This window comes from Xenorhabdus taiwanensis (assembly GCF_036512875.1).
In the GTDB taxonomy this organism is placed as follows: domain Bacteria; phylum Pseudomonadota; class Gammaproteobacteria; order Enterobacterales; family Enterobacteriaceae; genus Xenorhabdus; species Xenorhabdus taiwanensis.
This window is the reverse complement of the sequence record NZ_AP028978.1, coordinates 3,488,804-3,508,730: the sequence shown is the minus strand read 5'-3', so window position 1 is coordinate 3,508,730 and position 19,927 is coordinate 3,488,804. Positions and strand designations below refer to the sequence as shown.

Below are 19,927 nucleotides of genomic sequence, written 5' to 3'. Positions count from 1 at the left end.
ATAAAGGGGTCGCAAAAGTACAGTAGCCCATTAGAGGTGCGATATGTTAATTGAAGCGGGGCAAGTCGTCACCTGCAAAAATATCCATTATTCGAAAGACATGTTCATTTGCCCTGTCAACAGGGGCATAAAATCATCTTGAATAAATGGCAAAATGGCGTCAGCAATCGGTTTTAATTGCTTATTGATATAGTGTTCGTAATCGGGGACAGAAGTTTGGTTCTCCAATGGTTCAGGGCCGGCCTGAGTGATGATGTAGCTGATCCAGCCCCCATTTTGGTACTGTAAAGGACGATTGTGCCGTTGATTATATTCATCCGCCAAACGTGCTGCCCGAACATGGGGAGGGACATTGCGCTGGTAATCAGACAATTTACGGCGTAACCGTTTACGATAAACCAGACGGTCATCAAATTCACCTGCTAGCGTTTTAGCAATATACTCACGAATATAATGCTGATGCGGTTGTTGATGAAAAATCAGGGTATACAGCTCCTTCTGGAATATTTGTGCCAGTGGTGTCCAGTCCGTCCTTACCGTTTCCAGCCCTTTGAAAATTACCTTATCACCGCTTAATCCGGCATAACGTTTTTTACTGCCTTGCTCCGTTCCGCGTACCGTTGGCATCAGGAAACGCCGATAATGTGTCTCAAATTCCAGCTCCAGCGTACTTGCAAGATTAAATTCAGTTTTAAGATGGTCTCGCCACCATTGGTTAACAAATTGCGCTAAAGAGAGCCCGATTTGACAGGCTTCCTCTTCTGAATGTGGGCGTTTTAGCCAGACAAACGTTGAATCCGTATCGCCATAAATGACCTGATAGCCCTGTGATTCGATAAGCTCGCGGGTTTGGTGCATGATTTCATGGCCACGCATCGTAATTGATGAAGTCAGGCGAGGATCAAAAAAATGACAACCGGAGGCACCGAGTACACCATAAAAGGCATTCATAATAATTTTCAGGGCTTGGGAAAGGGGCGCATTCTGTTGCTGTTTGGCCTTGTCGCGTTCATGCCAGATTTGTGTGACGATATCCGGCAGGCAATGTTGTGTACGGGAAAAAAATGCCTGACGAAAGCCGGGGACGGCGTGTTCACTGTCAGGATTGGCAAGGCCTTCAACCATGCCGACCGGATCAATCAAAAACGTGCGAATGATCGATGGATAGAGGCTCTTGTAATCCAGTACCAACACTGAATCGTATAACCCTGGAAATGAATCCATCACAAAACCGCCTGGACTGTTATCATCGAAATACGTTGGCAGGACGGGCGCAACATAGCCAATACGGTGCATTTTGGGCAAATAAAGGTGCGTGAATGCCGCCACAGATCCGCCGCTGCGATCCACCGCCAATCCTGTTACCGTGGCGCGTTCCAATAAGAAGACCATCAAATCGGTCTTCTCAAAGATACGGTTAACCAGAATACAATCCTGCAAATTATAGTGAGCGAGGGCAGGCTTATCTTGCTGAAAACGGCGGTTGATCTCATCCATGCGATCATAAGGATTATCGACGGCTTTTCCTTCCCCCAGAAGTTGTTGTGCTACATATTCAAGACTGAAAGAAGGAAAATTCCAGGTTGCGGTTTTCAGTGCATCAATGCCGTCAATAATCAAACGGCCTTCTGCTGAGGCGAAAAAATGCCCTGGCTTGAAACCATGTTCTCGCCATTCAAGCAAAGCCTGATTACGCCCGAATTTTAACGGCACGTTATAGCGTTCAGCATGTTGCTGTAACACTTTCAAATCAAACTGAACCAGATTCCAGCCAATAATGGCATCAGGATCATAATGTGCCAGCCATTCATTGAGTTTTTCCAGCATCATCGGACGACTGGCAACATACTCTAATTTGAAATCGAGGGCCTGCTGATTACCCTTTGCTGGCCCTAACATAAATACGGTTTTCTCGCCGCATCCGGCTAAGCTAATGGAATACAGCTCTCCATGTTGGCTGGTTTCGATATCCAGTGACACCCATTGCAAATTTGGCCGATAGGTGGGATTAGGTTTCATTTGATAACTGCCGTCGGGTTTCTGGCTGAACCAAATGGGAGCAGTGATAAAGCGCTCCATCATAAACCTGTCGGGTGGGCGGATATCAGCTTCATAGAGGGGAATATTTTGTTCTTTGAAAATTTTCTCCAGATGTTGCAATTGGTGGTAATGCGGGCAATACAGCGCCGCAACAGGCTGGCGATTGAAATCTTTTAATGGCAATGCCTTTAATTCGCAGTGCCGCTCTGGTGCGAGTAAAAGTTTTGCTTTAGGCAGATCATATTGAGGCACAAAGGCAACCGCTTTTTGACGAGGAATAGTAATGCGGCGTGCACCCGCTTCCGTCGCCAGCCAATACACTAACTCGATACCCAATGGAGTATCTTTCCAGTGACGAGTCAGGATAAAGCCTTGTTCAACGTGATTTATCTGCATAATCTTTCTCTTATGAGAAACCAACCATATTTAGTGTTTTAGGGATCATTTCAATCATAGCATTGGTTATGGTTATTTATACAGTGCTTTGTGTTGGATTATTTTCTATAGTTAGGAGAATTTATTATTTGATTAATTAATAAGGATATAAAAATATTATTTATAATAAAGAAATTTTTACCAGGGAAATATTAACATTTTAAAATTATCAGAAAGATCAATTGTTTTTTCGTATGTCAGTCACTTTTGTTGTTATTATTAATTGGGTAATATTCTTTCGATTTTTTACTGAGAAAATGAAACATTAATTGAATCTGGTAAATATTGATGAATAATCCCAATAAATTGACACAAACAGATATCAAAGCCTTACTATTATTTATTGCTTTTACTCTGCTGTATTTGTTGCCTGGCGTTTATGGACATACACCTTGGAAACAAGATGAAAATTACAGTTTTGGCATTATTCATACCATGTATGAAACAGGGAATTGGTTAGTAACCATGAATGCAGGGCAACCTTTTATGGAAAAGCCTCCCTTGTATTATTGGACAGCGACTTCATTTATTCATTTGTTATCCCATTGGCTTCCGATGCACGATGCAGCCAGAACCGCCTCTTTATTCTTTTCAGTGATCAATTTTTCCTTTTTTATTTTGTTGGCGCGTCGCGTGTTTGATGTCAAAAACTTTACCGACAGTCGAATATGGATAGCTTTTGCTTTGTATGCCAGTGCACCTGGTTTAGTGCGTCACAGCCACGATATGTTCACTGATACCTCACTAATAACCGGAACAACTCTCGGATTATATGGCTTATTGGGATTGATCAAAAACGAAAAAACAGGTTACTCCTGTTTATGGTTAATCATTGGTACAGTTGTAACTCTCTTATCAAAAGGGGTATTTATTCCGGGATTATTATGGATTTGCCTTGTTCTGGCTCCCGTTTGCCTTAAACATTGCCGAACCAAACAATATTGGCTAAATGCTTTATTGTCAGGGATCATTGCACTGGTTTTAATCCTGCCGTGGCCGGTCATGTTATTTATTGAACATCCTGATTTATTTAAAATCTGGTTTTGGGATAACAATATCGGGCGCTTTTTAGGTTTTTCTGTTGAAGATCTTGGGGCAAGGGGAAATTTGACCATGATCCCAGAGGCCGTGCTATTATTTGCCTTACCGTCAGGAATATTGGCTTTTATCTTTATATTGACAAACCCAATCAAGATTCTGTCAGATAAACATTATTTCCTGTGTGCAGCATTTGTTGTCTTAGGGGTTGTTCTATTACAAATATCTGCCTCTGGACGTGCATTATATTTACTGCCTTTTATTGCACCCATGGCGATCCTGGCTACAGGGGTTTTTATTAAAATACCGCAAATAATCTATAAATATTTAACCCTATTCTCTTCCCTATTTTGGTCTGCCCTGATTATATTTTTATGGGCTTGTTATTTTTTGTCGCTTTCCACGGATTATAAGCATTGGTTAATTCCATTTAGCCGATGGTTACCAATGAGTTATCAAATGCATTTTTCGGGATTTATTGTTACTGCTGCAGCCTTGATCACTGCGGTATGGATAGCTAAAAGTTGGCTTCTTTCTAAATCACCGGACTTGCGCGCTGCCCAAAATTGGGTTTTAGGTATTGCTACAGTTTGGGGATTAGTATTTACATTATTTGTTGGCTGGATTGATTACACTAAGGGGTATAAAGAGGCATTTCTTGACCTAAAACAGAAGCTGGCGGGAGTGTATAAAGATAATGATTGTATGGCATCGTATTATATTGGGGAATCGGAAGCGCCAATGCTCTATTACTTTGCCCGTGTTTTGCATCAACAACAGCGTAAATTTGAAACGCCCGAAAAATGTGATTGGTTAATTGTATTATCCGAAGAGATAGAACCCGCCCCCGAAGGGATGGCGCTATTTTGGCATGGACATAGGCCAAATCGCGATCGTGAGAATTTAGTTGTTTATAAGAAAGTAGGGTTGGGTGATACAGAAGGTATCATACGTTAAGTATAAAAAAGCCCGCTATTGCGGGCAGTATAGAAATTATTTTCGATGTAAATCACGTATCATTGCTTCACGTAAGATAGCATTAAGCTTCGTTTGATAACCTTTTCCTGGTTGTTTAAGCCAAACCAACACATCATAGAGAAGTCACGTTTAATCGGAAATGGCGATTTCCCAACATCATAACAAGCTCTATTTAAGTGGTTATCCCCAAAACCACCGCCTCAGCAGCTTCGCCCCTCACCAATTTCTCCGTCACCCCATCGTAATAAATTTTGCCATCCACAATCAGCAAAGAACGTGGCGCGATTTTGGCTGCATCATCAAGATTATGGGACACCATCAATAACGTCATTTGTCGTTCACTGCATATTTGATCCAGTAATTCCAGCATTTCATTGCGTAAAGCCGGATCAAGTGCCGAAAAGGGTTCATCCAGCAATAAAATCGGTTGATGACGGACTAAACAACGTGCCAATGCTGCCCGCTGGCGTTGTCCGCCAGAAAGTTGAGCGGGCAGGCGCGATAAACACTCCTCCAGTGACACCTGAGAGGCAATCTGTTGCAGCGTTTTTTTGTGTTCAGCACTTAACCGTAATCCCGGATGCAATCCCAAACCAATATTTTGCTCAATGGTTAAATGGGAAAACAGGTTATTTTCCTGAAACAACATCGAAACCGGCCGTCTGGAAGGTGAAGTGTTTGTATGATTTTCGCCATCCAGCCAGATAGTACCATGTTCTGGAAACTGAAACCCCGCGATTAAACTTAACAATGTACTTTTACCGGCCCCGCTTGGGCCGAGGATGGCAATGCGCTCTCCGGCTTTTACGCTCACATTAAAATGCATGGCAAAGTGTTCATAAGTATAAATGACATTTTCAAGTTTAATCATGGCGTCGGCTCGGTAAGCGTTCAATCACAGTGAATAAAACAAAACACAGCAGGAGCAGCAGAAATGCGGTCACGGCGCCATCCTGACTGCGATATGCCCCAATTTGTTGGGAAAGGTAATAAGGCAAAGTGCGGAAATCTTCATTGCCAAATAAGGCGATCACACCAAAATCGCCAATGGACAATACACAGGCGAAAGCCAACGCCTGTGCCAATGGAGTTTTTAATGCCTTAAGCTCGATCCAATACAGGCGGTGCATTCCCTGAATATTGAGGGAGTAGCATAGGGGATTATAACGCTCTGCCAGATCACGCATTGGATTTTCCAATACTTTGAGTGCGTAGGGGATCGCCATCAATGCGTTGGTCAGGATAATCAATCCGTAAGGTGATTGAGGTATACCAATGGTTGTGTTTAGCAGGAGAAAAAAACCGGTGGCAAGGACGATCCCCGGCATAGCAAGGATCAACAATCCGCTGGTTTCCATTGCTTGTCCCCATCGAGAGAAATGGCGTAAGCGTAATTCGCGGCTGCTCCATAGCAACATCATGGTGAAAATAATACACAGTAAACCTGCGCCCAGTGCAATGATAATGGAGGTTATAAGGGCTTGCCATAAAGCTGCCTGGCTTAAAACATTAAAAATATCACGGTTCAGGCCATCAACGATGACTGCCAATAACGGGGGAACTAATAGCAGTAACGCGATGCCAATCAGTAAACCATCAGATAATTTTTGCAACCATGAATCCTGTGGATTACGCCATTGTTGTTGATGTCCATAACCAACGGAAAGTGCGCCTTTAAGTTTTTGGCTAAGGAGTACCAAACCGAGACAACAAAAAAGTTGTATTAAGGCAAGCAGGGCGGCATGACCAAGATCGTAGTCGTAGCTGAGAGCCTGATAAATAGCAAGTTCAATGGTCGTTGCGGCTGGGCCACCGCCAAGAGCAAGAACCGTCGCGAAACTGGCAAAGCACAACATAAAAATCAGTGCGCCTGTCGGTAAAATTTGGCGGCGCAGATAAGGCCACTCAATAAAACGGAAATGTTGCCATTCACTCATACCGAGCTGGGCGGCAAGTTGGCGCTGCTCAATAGCAATATTCTCCAGAGATTGCAGCAATAACCGTGTTGCCATTGGCATATTAAAGAAAATATGCGCCAGCAAAATCCCTTGTAAACCATAAGGTGTAAAACGATATTCAACGCCTATCCATTGGGAAATATTAGCCACCCAGCCGGTCTGACCATAAACGGTGAGAATACCAAACAGAGCCACCAAAACAGGGAGAATTAAGGTCATGGCGCATAAGCGCAGAAATAGTGTCTTTCCTGGAAAATGGCGACGGTAAAGTGCTCGCGCCAGAAAAATAGCGGGTATTACCGATAAGACGGCAGACAAAAATGCCTGCCAGAAGGTGAATCGAATGACATGCCAGAGATAACTGTCATGCAAGAACACCTGCCAATGGCTTTCAGGCGCATTGAACCACAGCGTCCCGAATGCTGACAGGGCAATCATAATTAACAGGCCGGAGGCAATAACCCCCGGCAATAACCAACCCGCGATTAACGGCTGACAGCGCTTTGCCATGTACGGATCCATTTTGTACGGTGTTTTGCCACATCATCTGCGTTGAATTGCAGCGATTTCTCAGGAATGGGAAGTTGTTTGAAAACGTCGGGCAAAGGGATATCAATGACGGGATACATCCATTGGGTTGTTGGAATGACTTGCTGAAATGCCGGAGAGAGCATGAAATTCATAAACTTTTGCGCCAGTTCTGGCTGTTTACTTGAGGCCACTTGAGCGGCCACTTCAATCTGCAAATAATGCCCTTCCTTGAAGATAGCGGCGGCGTAGTTATCTTTTTTCTCTGACATAATGTGATAGCCAGGTGACGTGGTATAGCTCAACACCATATCACCTTCACCTTTCAGAAACAGACCATAAGCTTCACTCCAGCCTTTAGTGACGGTGAGTGTCTTTTTGGCAACTTTCTGCCACTCCTGAGCAGCTTTGTCGCCATAGAGTTCCTGCATCCAGAGCAGTAGCCCTAATCCTGGCGTGCTGGTGCGTGGATCTTGGTAAATAATCTTCCAATTCTGGTGGCTATTGATTAATTCATCCATACTTTTGGGGGGATGAGGCAGGGTATTTTTGTTGTAAATAAAGGCAAAATAACCGTAATCGTAAGGAATAAACGTCGTGTTGTGCCATGTGATGGGCAATTTCAGTTTTGAAGTATCAACGTGACTTGGTGTGAATAACCCTGTTTGCTGAGCGGCTTGAATCAGGTTGTTATCTAACCCCAGTATAATATCTGCGGGGGTTTTTCTGCCTTCCATCCTCAAACGGTTCAGTAAAGATACACCATCTTCCAACGCAACAAATTTCAGTTCACAGCCACATTCTGCTTCAAAGGCTTTTTTGATGGCAGGCCCTGGTCCCCATTCAGAGGCAAATGAATCATAAGTATAAACTGTCAGGATAGGTTTTGTCTGAGCAAAGACACTGGCAGAAAGAGACAGCAGGCTGATAGCAATAAAGCTGGAAAATAATTTCGTAAACACTTTGCTCTCCTATAGTTGCATATATCAATAGTTATATACATCAATTACTTAATGTTTGTTATTAGCAGATAGCAAAGGATCTGAGAAGGTGCTAAATAAAAATGACATCTATTATATCAATGAGTAGCGTCTCAAATCCCTACGACGGTACTAACCGGTTCAGGTTCGACGGGTTTGTTCTCAGCAGTACTGTTTTGCGACAGCCGCACCCCGTTGAGATAGCGGTATTGTAGAGACTTCGGCTACGTCTGCAAAGTCTAATCATAGAGGTTTACCGCTTGAGATGAGTGTGAAACAATTAGCTATCTTTTTAAATTTGTTATATCGAGAGGTAGTCTGGTGATCGATGATGATGGCTACCGCCCGAATGTAGGAATTGTAATTTGTAATCGCCAAGGGCAAGTTCTGTGGGCTCGCCGTTATGGGCAGCATTCCTGGCAGTTTCCTCAAGGGGGTATCAATCCAGGGGAATCACCAGAACAAGCGATGTATCGCGAGTTGTTCGAAGAAGTTGGTTTAAATCGCAAAGATGTACGGGTTCTCGCCTCAACCCGGAGTTGGTTGCGTTACAAATTACCCAAGCGTTTGGTGCGTTGGGATACAAAGCCTGTTTGTATCGGGCAAAAGCAACGTTGGTTTTTATTGCAGTTATTGTGCAATGAAGCGGATATTAATGTGCAGCGCAGTAAGACACCGGAGTTTGATGGTTGGCGCTGGGTGAGTTATTGGTATCCTGTCCGGCAGGTTGTTTCTTTTAAACGCGATGTATATCGCCGCGTGATGAAAGAATTCTCTTCTATTGTGATGTCAACACAGGAGCCGGTTTCATTATTCCATTCACCTTATTTACATCGTCGTAGAAAAAGTTAGCAAAATCCGCCGTAAATCCCCGCCAGTACGGGCGGGGATATAAGTGGTGGGAGCAAATCACTTGCCTGTGTTATTATCTGCGATTATTTGTCTTAAGCCATTCAAGTCATATAATTTACTCTCACAAGATCATTCATTCACACAACATTATTTTTTAGTGGGGAACGATGAGCACTAGCTATCTGGCATTTCCTAATATTGACCCAGTCATATTTTCAATCGGGCCTGTATCCCTCCACTGGTACGGTTTTATGTATCTGGTTGGTTTTGTTTTTGCCATGTGGCTGGCAAATCGCCGTGCGGCAAAGCCGAACAGTGGCTGGGATAAAACTGAAGTTGAGAACCTACTGTATGCAGGGTTTGTCGGGGTTTTCGTCGGTGGGCGTCTTGGTTATGTCCTGTTCTATAATCTTCCGATGTTCCTTGATAACCCGCTTTATCTGTTTAAAGTTTGGGATGGAGGAATGTCCTTCCATGGTGGACTGGTAGGGGTTATCTGCGCCATGTGGTGGTTTGCGCGCCGCACCAAACGCCACTTCTTGCAAGTCTCCGATTTTGTTGCTCCATTGGTTCCCTTTGGTTTGGGAATGGGGCGTATTGGTAACTTTATCAATGGAGAATTGTGGGGGCGTGTTACGCTTGATACGCCGTGGGCGATGTTATTCCCAGGCTCTCGCAGTGAAGATATTGCAATAGCCACCGCCAATCCTTCGTTATGGCCTATTCTGGAAAAATATGGTGTCCTGCCCCGCCATCCATCACAGCTATATGAGATGGTGCTTGAAGGCATCGTATTATTTATCATCCTCAATTTATTTATCCGTAAATCGCGCCCGATGGGGAGTGTTTCAGGTTTATTCCTGATTGGTTACGGTGCATTTCGCATAATAGTCGAATTTTTCCGCCAGCCTGACGCCCAGCTTGGGCTGTTTGAAGGGATAAGTATGGGGCAAATCCTTTCTATCCCAATGATTTTATTTGGAATATTTATGATGATATGGGCGTATAAATATCCTGGCAACAAAACCCGCAATAACAAGGTACAAGAGGCAAAATGAAACAGTATCTGAATTTAATGAAAAAAGTGCTGGAAGAAGGCACGGCAAAAGATGACCGCACGGGAACGGGAACACTCTCTATCTTTGGTCATCAGATGCGTTTCAATTTGCAAGAAGGTTTTCCGTTGGTAACAACCAAGCGTTGCCATATTCGTTCCATTATCCATGAATTGCTTTGGTTCTTGAATGGCGATACCAATACCAAATACCTGCATGATAATGGCGTGTCTATCTGGGATGAATGGGCTGACGAAAATGGCGATTTAGGGCCTGTTTATGGTAAACAATGGCGTGCCTGGGGCTCGGCGGATGGTCGTCAAATCGATCAACTAACCCAGGTTATTGAGCAGTTGAAAAGTGATCCTGATTCACGTCGGATCATCGTTTCTGCATGGAATGTCGGGGAGTTGGATAAAATGGCCTTGGCGCCATGCCACGCTTTTTTCCAGTTCTATGTAGCGGATGGCAAACTTTCCTGCCAGCTTTATCAGCGCTCTTGTGACGTGTTCTTAGGGTTGCCATTCAATATCGCCAGTTATGCCCTGTTGGTGCACATGATGGCTCAACAATGCAATCTTGAAGTCGGTGATTTTGTTTGGACTGGTGGCGATACTCACCTTTACAGCAACCATTTGGAACAGACCAAACTGCAATTAAGCCGTGAACCACGCGCGTTACCTAAGTTAGTGATTAAGCGTAAGCCAGACTCATTGTTTGATTATCGATTCGAAGACTTTGAAATTGTGAATTACGATCCGCATCCTGGTATTAAAGCACCCGTTGCAATTTAATCCTCTTTTTCCATCCTCAAATTTGAGGATGGAAAACTCATTTGCTCCTGTCAATTGCTCATCTTCTTAATTTTATGAGCTACCACGCAATTAAAATGTAACGAAATAAAATAACAATTTTCCCTTCAAAGCTCTTCGCATAATTAAATCGTGGCACTGTTCATTGAGTTTCTAATGGTAGATATTCCTCTTGAGCAAAATTAAGCTGAATATAGACGTCAGAAAACAATGGAATATAAACACATTAACAATCAAAATGGATTTACCTTATTAGAATTAATGATAGCGATGCTCATCATTTCGATTAGCTTGTCCTGGGGATTGTATCATTGGGGGAAATATCAAAGCCGCCTGCGTTTGCAATCCGCTGTGCATAATGTGTTGTCTTTTATGGAAAGGCAGCAGGCTTTAGCAAATTATTTAAATCAGGATCGTACCTTATGGTTAGTGATAGGACAGCCTTGGTGTTTAATATCGTCTGTCACCAAAATCGTTGCTTGTGATGAAGGTGATGGAGAACGAATTTATTCTCCTCACGAAGATGTATTTTTGTCATTTTCTACGACTGATCGCATTGATTTTTACGGGATCAGAAATACAGCAATGCCAGCCAGTTTCACGCTGGCAAGCCCAGCAGGTGAAATTAATGTCATCGTTTCTGGACGTGGGCGAATCAGGACATGCAGCAATAAAATTAGCCCGTTTCCTAATTGTGAGGGAATAAAAACTCCATGATTCTGACTATCTTCTGTTGCAAGCAAAAACAGGCAGGATTCTCTTTATTGGAAATAATGGTAGCTCTGTTAATCAGTAGCGTGATTTTTGTTGCCATGACAAAAACATATCCGGTTTTATCAGGCCAAATTCTCGATCTTTATCGTAAATATAGATTGCATTATTTGGTGAACAGAACGGCTTATTTAATGGAAAAAGATATTCGGCGGGCAGGTTATTGTCGGGATAGAGAACAGTGCGAAGGTGAGCCATTGATAATTAATAATAAAAATACAGAAACTACCAACTCCTGTTTTATTGTTGCTTTTGATCTCAATTTAAATAATCAATGGGAAAAACCAGGTCACATTGAATCTGAATTTTTTGGTTATCGCTTAAATAACCGAGCTCTTGAGTGGGGGAGAGGAGTGGAAGATTGTCAGGAAAGTGGTTGGGAAAGGTTATTTGATCCAAAAGAGATTGTTATTGATGCCTTTCATCTTGAAAAATCACAAGTAAAAAGCGGAGTGATTTTTGTCACTTTGTCTATTGATGCCCATTGGTTGAAATCCCCAGCAATAGTGTACCGCCATCAAGCCACAATTCGGTTGCGTAATATCGGGAAATAAAGGTATCGGGGAAAAAACAGATGGCAGATAAGCAACGGGGAAATATTCTGCTGATATCGATAATGATGCTATTGGCGCTGAGTTTGATGATGTTGAAAGCGCTCCATTACCAACAGAAAAATGCGATGCTTATGATGATGGATGAACAAAATTATTTGCAGGCTTTTTGGCGAGCTGAATCATCATTGATATGGGGAAAGTCGCAATCATGGCCGATCAATCAGCAAGAAACAGGGACTTGGTTTTGTCTGCAACAAGCGGAATTTCATTTGAAAAGTTGCCTCAGACACTATTCGGACACTCTTTTTTTATTAAAAGGTGTTGCTCAATTTGCATCAGGAGAAAAGCTTGAACTTTATCAATGGATGAAACAGATGAAACCTTTAAATCAAGATACACTTATTCCTGTTGAACTGATTCCTATTGAAAGCGGTTGGTTGGATTTTTGCCCTGTTGTTCAAGCTGAGTTTTGTTTATGAAAACCGGACGACAAGAGGGGATGAGTTTACCGGAAGTCATGATTGCATCTGCCGTATTTGCGATCTCTTTATTGGGTTTAATGCGTTACCATCAAGCACTGTCAGCTAATTTCCAACAATATTGGGGGCAGCTTAAGGCAGTACGATATGTCCATAATCAGTTGGAACAGTATGAACGTTTGTCAGGTCAGGTTGATTTGCAGAAAACAGAAGAAGAGGCAGCTATACAGCGGGGCTGGAAAATGGAGGTTCAGCGAGAATTTCGTTCCTGGGGGTGCTATCAGGTAACGATTAAGCTGACAGTACATTACAATAAATCCAGTAAATTGGAACGCTGGTTTTGTGCAAGTGGGAGCATTGATGTTTAAAGTTTATCATTCAAATCAACTCGATATTCTCAAGGAGTTGATGGCGATATTGATCGGAGAAGATCCCCTTTCTGACCCATTTGGCAAAGAAGTGATTTTGGTTCAAAGCCCAGGGATGTCACAGTGGTTGCAGATTCAGTTGGCAGAAAAATTGGGTATTGCTGCGAATATGGAGTTCCCACTGCCTGCAACGTTTATCTGGCAGATGTTTACCAAAGTGTTGCTTGATGTTCCCAAAGACAGTGCTTTCAGTAAGGATGCCATGAAGTGGAAATTAATGACCTTACTGCCAGATTTGTTGATGGAGCCGGAATTTTCAGCGCTCAGGCATTATCTTGATCAGGATATTGATAAACGCAAAATTCATCAATTAGCTGGCCGAATTGCCGATCTGTTTGACCAATATCTGGTTTATCGCCCTCAATGGTTAGAAAGCTGGGAAAATGGTCAATTAATTGATAGTTTGGGCAGTAACGGTAACCAGTTATGGCAGAAAAGGCTATGGTTTGAACTGACAGCCTATACCCGTCAGTTACAACAACCTTTGTGGCACCGTGCCAATTTATACCAACGATTTATCTCAGCGCTGGAAGAAGGGAATTTTCCATTGAAGGATCTTCCTCCGCGCATTTTTATCTGTGGCGTATCTGTATTGCCACCTGCTTACCTGCAAGTATTGAAGGCATTGGGTAAACATATTGATATTCATCTTATGTTCACTAACCCATGCCAATATTATTGGGGAGATATTCAGAGTTACGCTTTTCTGGCCAAGTTAACTAGCCGTAAACCAAGACATTATAAAAGCGAACAATTGCTGGAAAGATTTAAGAACCCCGAAGAGGCGCCATCACTCTTTAATGCCGAAGGGGAGCAGGATCTGAATAACCCATTGCTGGCATCTTGGGGAAAATTGGGAAGGGATCACCTCTACCTGCTGTCACAATTGGAGCCAGACTCTGATATTCATGCCTTTGTTGAATTAGAACCTGATTCTATCTTGCACCAAACCCAGCGAGATATTCTTAATCTTGAAGATCATGCCCAGATTGGTTCTACCGAAAATTCCTTCAACAATAGTCTGAAAAAGCGTTCATTTAATGGTGCTGATCGCTCACTGACTTTTCATTCATGCCATAGCCCGCAGAGGGAAGTCGAAGTATTGCAGGATCAAATTCTGCATTTATTGGATGATGATCCTTCACTGACACCAAGGGACATCATTGTGATGATGGCAGATATCGATAATTATGCCCCTTATATTCAGGCTGTTTTTGGTAATGCACCTGATGATCGTTATATCCCCTTTGCCATCTCTGACCGTAAAGTTAGTCAGGCGCATCCTGTCTTGCAGGCATTTATTACCTTGCTAGATTTGCCGCAGAGTCGGTTTACGGCAGAACAGGTGTTGGCATTATTGGAAGTCCCTGCTTTAGCTAACAAATTCTCGATTCAGGAAGAAGGATTGCGTTTATTGCGGCGTTGGGTAAAAGAATCGGGAATTTGCTGGGGATTGGATGATGACAATATTGAAGCATTATCGTTGCCCGCTACGGGGCAGAATACCTGGCGCTTTGGCCTGACACGTATGCTCTTGGGTTATGCGATGGATAGCCATGCCGGACCGTGGAATGATGTTTTGCCTTATGATGAATCCAGTGGCCTTGCTGCCGAACTGGCAGGGCAATTGGCCGAGTTTTTAATGGCACTGAATCGCTGGCGTAAAATTCTGAGCGAAGAACAGCGATTGACGGATTGGTTGGTTATATGTCCACAACTGCTGGAAACTTTTTTCGAAGTGGATGATGAAATTGAATTGGTTCTGGCGCTTATCACGCAGCAATGGCAAAAAGTGATTGATGCTGGCCTGAATGCTCATTACGAAGAAAGCATTCCTTTAGTGCTGCTACGCGATGAGCTGGCGTTTCGTTTTGATGATGAAAAGATCAGCCAGCGTTTCCTTGCCGGAACACTCAATTTTTGCACCCTGATGCCTATGCGTTCTATTCCTTTTAAGGTTGTTTGCCTGTTGGGAATGAATGATGGAGTTTATCCACGTACTATCCCGCCACTTGGGTTTGATCTGATGGCAGAAAAAACCCAGCGAGGGGATAGGAAACGGCGCGACGATGACCGCTATCTCTTTCTGGAAGCGTTAATTTCGGCTGAGCAATTTCTTTATATTAGCTATATTGGCAAATCGATTCGAGATGATACTGAGTGCAATCCATCCGTATTGGTCAACGAGTTACTGGATTATATTTGCCAGAGTTTTTGCTTATCCGGCGATGAAATGTTGAATGTTGATGACAGCGCCAAAAATGTCAGAAAACATCTGCTGTCACAGCATGCTCGTGTGCCTTTTGCGCCGGAAAATTTCTTACCTGACCATCAATTACAAAGTTATGCTACAGAATGGTTGCCAGCCGCGACACAACAGGGTGTTTCAACAACTGATTTTTGCTGCCAGCCGATTGCTTTTGATCGCAGTGAAATAAAAGAAGTGGCATTAGATGAATTGATCCGCTTTTATCGACACCCTGTCCGGGCTTTTTTTCAGCAAAGGCTGAAGGTGCATTTTATCATTGAAGAGATGGAGTTACCTGAAGAAGAACCTTTTGTGCTGGATAACCTGCAACGTTACCAATTTAACCAACTACTGTTAAGCATCCTGATTGAACAGGGATCACCTGAATCGCTGTTTCACCATCTCCGTGCGTCGGGAGGATTGCCATATGGTTCCTTTGGTGAAGTTTATTGGATGGAGCAACTGGAATCCATGCAGCCTTTAGCCTCCAGAGTGCGTGAAGAGAGAGCAGCCTCTGCTTTCATTGACCTGTATGAGCCATTAGACACGGTGGTGTTGGCTGGCAGAATTAATCAGGTACAGCCTGATGGAATTTTACGTTGGCGATCAGCGAACTTAACGGCCAATGATGGTATCCAATTATGGATTGAACATCTTGCCTATTGTCTTTCAGGTGGAACTAGTGAAAGCCGCATGTATGGAACAGGTAAAAAGGGAAAAAAAGAGAAGGAAGATAAAAAGGTGTCAGAATATCGCTTCTTACCGCTAAAACAAGATGACGCGAAACACTATTTGAACCAGATGATAGAGGGCTATTTTCAAGGAATGTCTGAACCTCTCCCTTTGTTTTGCCGAAGCGGTTGGGCATGGCTGGTTGACTGTTTTGATAAGGAAACTTGTGAAATAGATTTTCGCGAAGAGACTCAACAAGGTGCTGAAAATAAATTAATGGAACACTGGCTGGGAACACATGACAGAAAAGGAGAAAGCGCTGATCATTACGTACAACGGGCTTTCCGGCAAGCTGATCAATCACTTCTGGAGCGAATGAAGCGTGAAACTCAACGCTATTTATTGCCGATGGCACGCTATTCCAATCAATGAGATTTGGTGTTCTGATGTTACCGTATTTGTACTTAATTTCAATATATATCAATTAATTAGATTAATTTTGATACTGTATATTTTCGGGAAAATTAAATGGCAACCATTGAAGTCAAGTGTCGATTTTGTCAACGAACTGAATTTGTCAAAAAACACGGTAAAGGCGATGCGGGCCATCAATGTTACCGTTGTTTATCCTGTAAACGAACCTTCCAACTTGAATACGCCTATAAAGCATGGCAGACAGGCATAAAAGAACAAGTCGTTGATCTCGCCATGAATAATGCCGGTATCCGTGATACCGCATGGGTATTACATATCAGCATTAATGCTGTCGTTCGTGCTTTAAAAACTCAACCCACGGGGTGTAACTACACTACCACTGAATAATTTGGAAATTCAGCTCATCTGTGAAGTTGACGAGATGTGGTCATTTGTTGGGAATAAAAAGCAGCAACGTGAGTTATGGTACGCTTGGGAGCCTCGAATGAAGCGCATTATTGCCCATGTTTTCGGTGATCGGAGTAAGAACACACTGAAGAAACTACTAAAAAAATTATCCCGATTTAATGTCGTTTTTTGGTGCACTGATAATTTCAGTGTTTACAACATGTTACCGACAAATAAGCCCCTCATCGGAAAAACCTTTACACAGCGTATTGAGCGTGAAAACCTGACTCTCCGTATTCGCATTAAACGATTGAACCGTAAAACATTGGGTTACTCAAAGTCTCCTATAATGCATGATAAAGTCATCATTGGTACGTTCATTGAGCGAAAATATTATATTTAACCATAATCAACGGATTGAATACATGACCTATGTATTTTTATAATCATTTCTCAACCTAAAAAAACTGAATAATTCTAACTTATCAGAAATTAATAATAAATTCATCTGTGTTTTTATTTGAAATTAATATTTTGTTTTGTTTTGTTTTGTTTTGTTTTGTTTTGTGTTAGTCAATTGATTGAATGTGTGGTTCATAATTTATATGATTTTTATCATATGTTTTAAAGATGTATTTTTGTTCTTTTCTTTCTTTTAATTTTATTTATTCAATGATATATTCAATTTCATTGTGATATTTTTTGTTTTTTTATTGCTGGATCTTCATGTGAAGATTTGGCAGGTGATTTATTTTAACAAGAAATAGATGTTTTTTAGTTTACTAATGGAGAGTATATTAGAAATGGCAAACGTTATTTACTTAGAAGTTAAAGGTGATAATCAAGGATTGATATCACAAGGATGTTCTACTATAGACTCTATCTGTAATAAATATCAAAAAGGACACGAAAATGAAATTCTAGTTTATGAATTCTCATCTGATATGTCAAGAGATCAAAATGTCAATTATCAACCTATTGACATCAGAAAGCCAATTGATAAATCATCTCCTTTATTATCACAAGCCTTAACTAAAAATGAAAAGTTGACATGTATTTTCCATTTCTATAGGACATCAATGCAAGGTGGATTGGAACTTTATTATAAAGTAAAACTGACAGGAGCTACATTAGTTCGATTAAATTGTTTTTATCCAAATTCGGTTACTCATAACGATGTTCAGCCACAGGAAAGTGTATCTATAAAATATGAATCGATAACTTGGGAGCATGTGATGGCAGGAACCAGTGCGTACAGCATTTGGGAAGAGCGAGTATATTGAGATTATTATGCCTAAATATATTGTACATACATTAGATGACTTTATTACTTATGAGGCTAAGCTGAGAAGAACGACTGATCTTGCCGCTCGATATATATTAGATGATCCTGGAGTTAAAGCTAGATATCGTAAAGAAATAAACGATGTAATTGAAGATATAAGAAGAGATTATAATAATAGTGGATTTAATGTAGAAAAGAAGAGAGAGTTAGTCAGAGAGCTTAAGTATGAATACGAAAGTGAAGAAGAAGCATATCAACAAGCTAGGAGGCTTGATTATGGAAAATATAAATTCACAGAAATTTTTGAAGACACGGGAGTAATAAAATATGCTAAAACAACAGGAAAGATTTTAGGTGGTGTAGTTCAAACAGTGGGTGGATATTATGTTTTTAACACTGGAAAGGCTTTAGGTCCAGCAGGTACATATTTAAATATGAGAAGGATAGGTATGCTTGCTATGGCTACAGGAGTAAGTAATGCAATTGAAGCAATTTCTCCTATTGTATACGAATATACTAATGGGAAGTATGACTTTGGAAATCCTTTACAAGATATTACTGAATATGCATTTGTAAATTTGGGAGCTAATGAAGGAATGGGAGAGTTCGCATATGATATTGTTGACTTTGGGGTAAGTTCATATTTAACTTTCGGAGCATATAGAAGAATAAATGCTCCAAAAAGAATTCTTAATAGTTGGATTGATGGTAACTCATCTAATAGATTATATAGGGCGATAAAACAAGATTATAAGCGAAAATGGGAGACAATGAATAAACCCATGTTAATTTTACAAGGAGCAAATACCATACGTAAATTTAATTTGATTATAAATAAAGATGAAGAAAATTGATCTAGTTTTTTGTGTGAATTATATTTTGAATGTGAGTTATTATTGGTTTTTAAATAGATATTTAAGGAATTATAATTGAAATTTTGAAATAGGCCACTGTAAAAATGGCCTATAATTTAAAGTGTTTTTATCTTGATTTGAAAATAAGATAATTTGATGCAGGTGATGAGTTTGCAACCTGCGAGGCGATAGTTTGAAAATACAAAAGTTAAAATGCTAAGAGGTAACATGAAGATCAAGAAAACAATAACAATATAATATAATGCATCAGGGTGTTGTATTATGGTTGCTATAAAAACAATAAACATACAGATTAACATTGCTCTTAATGATGAAAAAGAATCATCGGACTTTTTTGTTATCCAGGCAAGAAAATTCCCATCAGTTGTTTCTCTTTCAAAAGAGAAATATCTAATTAAAGTTAATTGTTCTTTAAATGTGAATGTTTTTATAATTAATCCTCTGAGTTTAGTGTTTTTCTCGATGTGGATTTTTTTTCTTTTTTTATTTATCGGTTGACTAGCGTTATGTTCTGAACTAGGTTCGAAAAATATTCTGTTGGTGAAAGCAAAAAAGAACAGTTTTATCCCTATGGTATAACTGTAACCGATGTTTTTAGCTTGATTTAATATTGCCCAAAAGGAGGAAATTAAATAGATAAAGAAAAGGTAATTGATCCAATGCGCTTTGGAGGGAACCATATATAATGTAATGGCGATTATAATAAAAAATAGAGTAACTCTTTTTACAGATGCCAGAGTTTCATAAGCTAACCATTTTATCCAAGCAGTAAAATCATCGGAAGTTTCATTTTTTACTAATGTAAAGCTTTTGAGTAGGGTAAATTGCTCTGTAAATGTAAACAGTTTAATTATTGATTTCCTAATTTTTTTGTCATGAGTTAATCGCATAGTTATCCCAAATTTATCAGATTAAATTGTAATTTATTTTTGATTCAGCATAATATAATAGAATGAATAGTAGTAATTACTCAAGTATCACCATTAGATGAGCTTAAAAACAAGATTTGGTCACGTATTAAATCCATTGATTAGCATACTGACCTCATTTTATCCCCGTGAGGTAATCTGTTACCCCATGCTATCAGCTCTTTTCGACTACATTTACTCTTTTTAAG

The 19,927-nt window shown here is 41.0% G+C and carries 17 protein-coding genes, 1 pseudogene and 1 riboswitch; of the genes and pseudogenes, 12 read left to right on the top strand and 6 right to left on the bottom strand.

The genetic code is table 11. From position 1 onward, the window contains the following. Nucleotides 1-87: 87 nt before the first annotated feature. A complete protein-coding gene (locus ACE1SE_RS16385; RefSeq protein ID WP_374053699.1) occupies nt 88-2,430 on the bottom strand; it encodes a DNA polymerase II in 2,343 nt (780 codons plus the stop codon). A gap of 333 nt (nt 2,431-2,763) precedes the next feature. On the opposite strand from ACE1SE_RS16385, the gene ACE1SE_RS16380 reads away from it, so the two are divergent. Continuing rightward, nucleotides 2,764-4,470, top strand: coding sequence for an ArnT family glycosyltransferase (locus tag ACE1SE_RS16380; protein WP_374051771.1), 1,707 nt, complete (start codon nt 2,764-2,766; stop codon nt 4,468-4,470). Nucleotides 4,471-4,506: 36 nt separating this feature from the next. On the opposite strand, the pseudogene ACE1SE_RS16375 reads toward ACE1SE_RS16380, so the two are convergent. From ACE1SE_RS16375 to thiB, 4 genes and pseudogenes are all read right to left on the bottom strand, one after another. Beyond that, nucleotides 4,507-4,605: pseudogene (locus ACE1SE_RS16375) on the bottom strand (BrnA antitoxin family protein); the annotation flags it as partial. Between the two features lie 58 nt (nt 4,606-4,663). Beyond that, nucleotides 4,664-5,362 carry a thiamine ABC transporter ATP-binding protein ThiQ gene (gene thiQ / locus ACE1SE_RS16370; protein WP_374051770.1) on the bottom strand — a complete coding sequence of 233 codons (699 nt, stop codon included), beginning with the start codon at nt 5,360-5,362 and terminating at the stop codon, nt 4,664-4,666. Continuing rightward, nucleotides 5,355-6,959, bottom strand: coding sequence for a thiamine/thiamine pyrophosphate ABC transporter permease ThiP (gene thiP, locus ACE1SE_RS16365; RefSeq protein ID WP_374051769.1), 1,605 nt, complete (start codon nt 6,957-6,959; stop codon nt 5,355-5,357). Before thiP ends, thiQ begins: the two co-directional genes overlap by 8 nt. Then, nucleotides 6,935-7,912, bottom strand: a complete 978-nt coding sequence (gene thiB, locus ACE1SE_RS16360) for a thiamine ABC transporter substrate binding subunit (RefSeq protein ID WP_374053698.1) — start codon at nt 7,910-7,912, stop codon at nt 6,935-6,937. Before thiB ends, thiP begins: the two co-directional genes overlap by 25 nt. Before the next feature lie 145 nt (nt 7,913-8,057). Further along, a riboswitch (TPP riboswitch) is annotated at nt 8,058-8,162 on the bottom strand. 116 nt (nt 8,163-8,278) lie between these two features. Here thiB and rppH point away from each other — a divergent pair. The 11 genes from rppH to ACE1SE_RS16305 all read left to right on the top strand — a co-directional run bounded on the left by rppH (nt 8,279) and on the right by ACE1SE_RS16305 (nt 18,789). Further along, nucleotides 8,279-8,809 carry an RNA pyrophosphohydrolase gene (rppH, locus tag ACE1SE_RS16355; RefSeq protein WP_374051768.1) on the top strand — a complete coding sequence of 177 codons (531 nt, stop codon included), beginning with the start codon at nt 8,279-8,281 and terminating at the stop codon, nt 8,807-8,809. A gap of 167 nt (nt 8,810-8,976) precedes the next feature. Then, on the top strand, nt 8,977-9,867 hold the full coding sequence (lgt, locus tag ACE1SE_RS16350; RefSeq protein WP_374051767.1) for a prolipoprotein diacylglyceryl transferase: 891 nt from the start codon (nt 8,977-8,979) through the stop codon (nt 9,865-9,867). Then, the gene (gene thyA / locus ACE1SE_RS16345) at nt 9,864-10,658 is read left to right on the top strand and encodes a thymidylate synthase (RefSeq protein ID WP_374051766.1); all 795 of its coding nucleotides are present in this window, start codon (nt 9,864-9,866) and stop codon (nt 10,656-10,658) included. Before lgt ends, thyA begins: the two co-directional genes overlap by 4 nt. 228 nt (nt 10,659-10,886) lie before the next feature. Continuing rightward, a complete protein-coding gene (locus ACE1SE_RS16340; protein WP_374051765.1) occupies nt 10,887-11,393 on the top strand; it encodes a prepilin peptidase-dependent protein in 507 nt (168 codons plus the stop codon). Continuing rightward, the gene (locus ACE1SE_RS16335) at nt 11,390-12,001 is read left to right on the top strand and encodes a prepilin peptidase-dependent protein (protein WP_374051764.1); all 612 of its coding nucleotides are present in this window, start codon (nt 11,390-11,392) and stop codon (nt 11,999-12,001) included. The genes ACE1SE_RS16340 and ACE1SE_RS16335 overlap by 4 nt, the downstream gene beginning before the upstream one ends. A 20-nt stretch (nt 12,002-12,021) precedes the next feature. Beyond that, nucleotides 12,022-12,480, top strand: coding sequence for a YgdB family protein (locus ACE1SE_RS16330; protein ID WP_374051763.1), 459 nt, complete (start codon nt 12,022-12,024; stop codon nt 12,478-12,480). Further along, on the top strand, nt 12,477-12,848 hold the full coding sequence (locus ACE1SE_RS16325; protein WP_374051762.1) for a prepilin-type N-terminal cleavage/methylation domain-containing protein: 372 nt from the start codon (nt 12,477-12,479) through the stop codon (nt 12,846-12,848). The genes ACE1SE_RS16330 and ACE1SE_RS16325 overlap by 4 nt, the downstream gene beginning before the upstream one ends. Then, nucleotides 12,841-16,260: an exodeoxyribonuclease V subunit gamma gene (gene recC / locus ACE1SE_RS16320; protein ID WP_374051761.1), complete on the top strand. Its 3,420-nt coding sequence runs from the start codon at nt 12,841-12,843 to the stop codon at nt 16,258-16,260. The genes ACE1SE_RS16325 and recC overlap by 8 nt, the downstream gene beginning before the upstream one ends. Before the next feature lie 96 nt (nt 16,261-16,356). Continuing rightward, nucleotides 16,357-17,053 (top strand): IS1 family transposase gene (locus ACE1SE_RS16315; protein WP_374051760.1). Its coding sequence is split into 2 segments (ribosomal slippage): nt 16,357-16,610 and nt 16,609-17,053, totalling 699 coding nucleotides; the frame shifts between segments, so codons are not numbered across the junction. 400 nt (nt 17,054-17,453) lie between these two features. Next, nucleotides 17,454-17,933 (top strand): Hcp family type VI secretion system effector, encoded by a 480-nt coding sequence (locus ACE1SE_RS16310; protein WP_374051759.1) that lies wholly within the window; start codon nt 17,454-17,456, stop codon nt 17,931-17,933. Between the two features lie 7 nt (nt 17,934-17,940). Beyond that, nucleotides 17,941-18,789: a DUF4225 domain-containing protein gene (locus tag ACE1SE_RS16305; RefSeq protein WP_374051758.1), complete on the top strand. Its 849-nt coding sequence runs from the start codon at nt 17,941-17,943 to the stop codon at nt 18,787-18,789. A gap of 116 nt (nt 18,790-18,905) precedes the next feature. Here the strand turns inward: ACE1SE_RS16305 and ACE1SE_RS16300 are convergent, their stop codons facing one another. Then, a complete protein-coding gene (locus ACE1SE_RS16300; protein WP_374051757.1) occupies nt 18,906-19,700 on the bottom strand; it encodes a hypothetical protein in 795 nt (264 codons plus the stop codon). Nucleotides 19,701-19,927 lie beyond the last annotated feature (227 nt).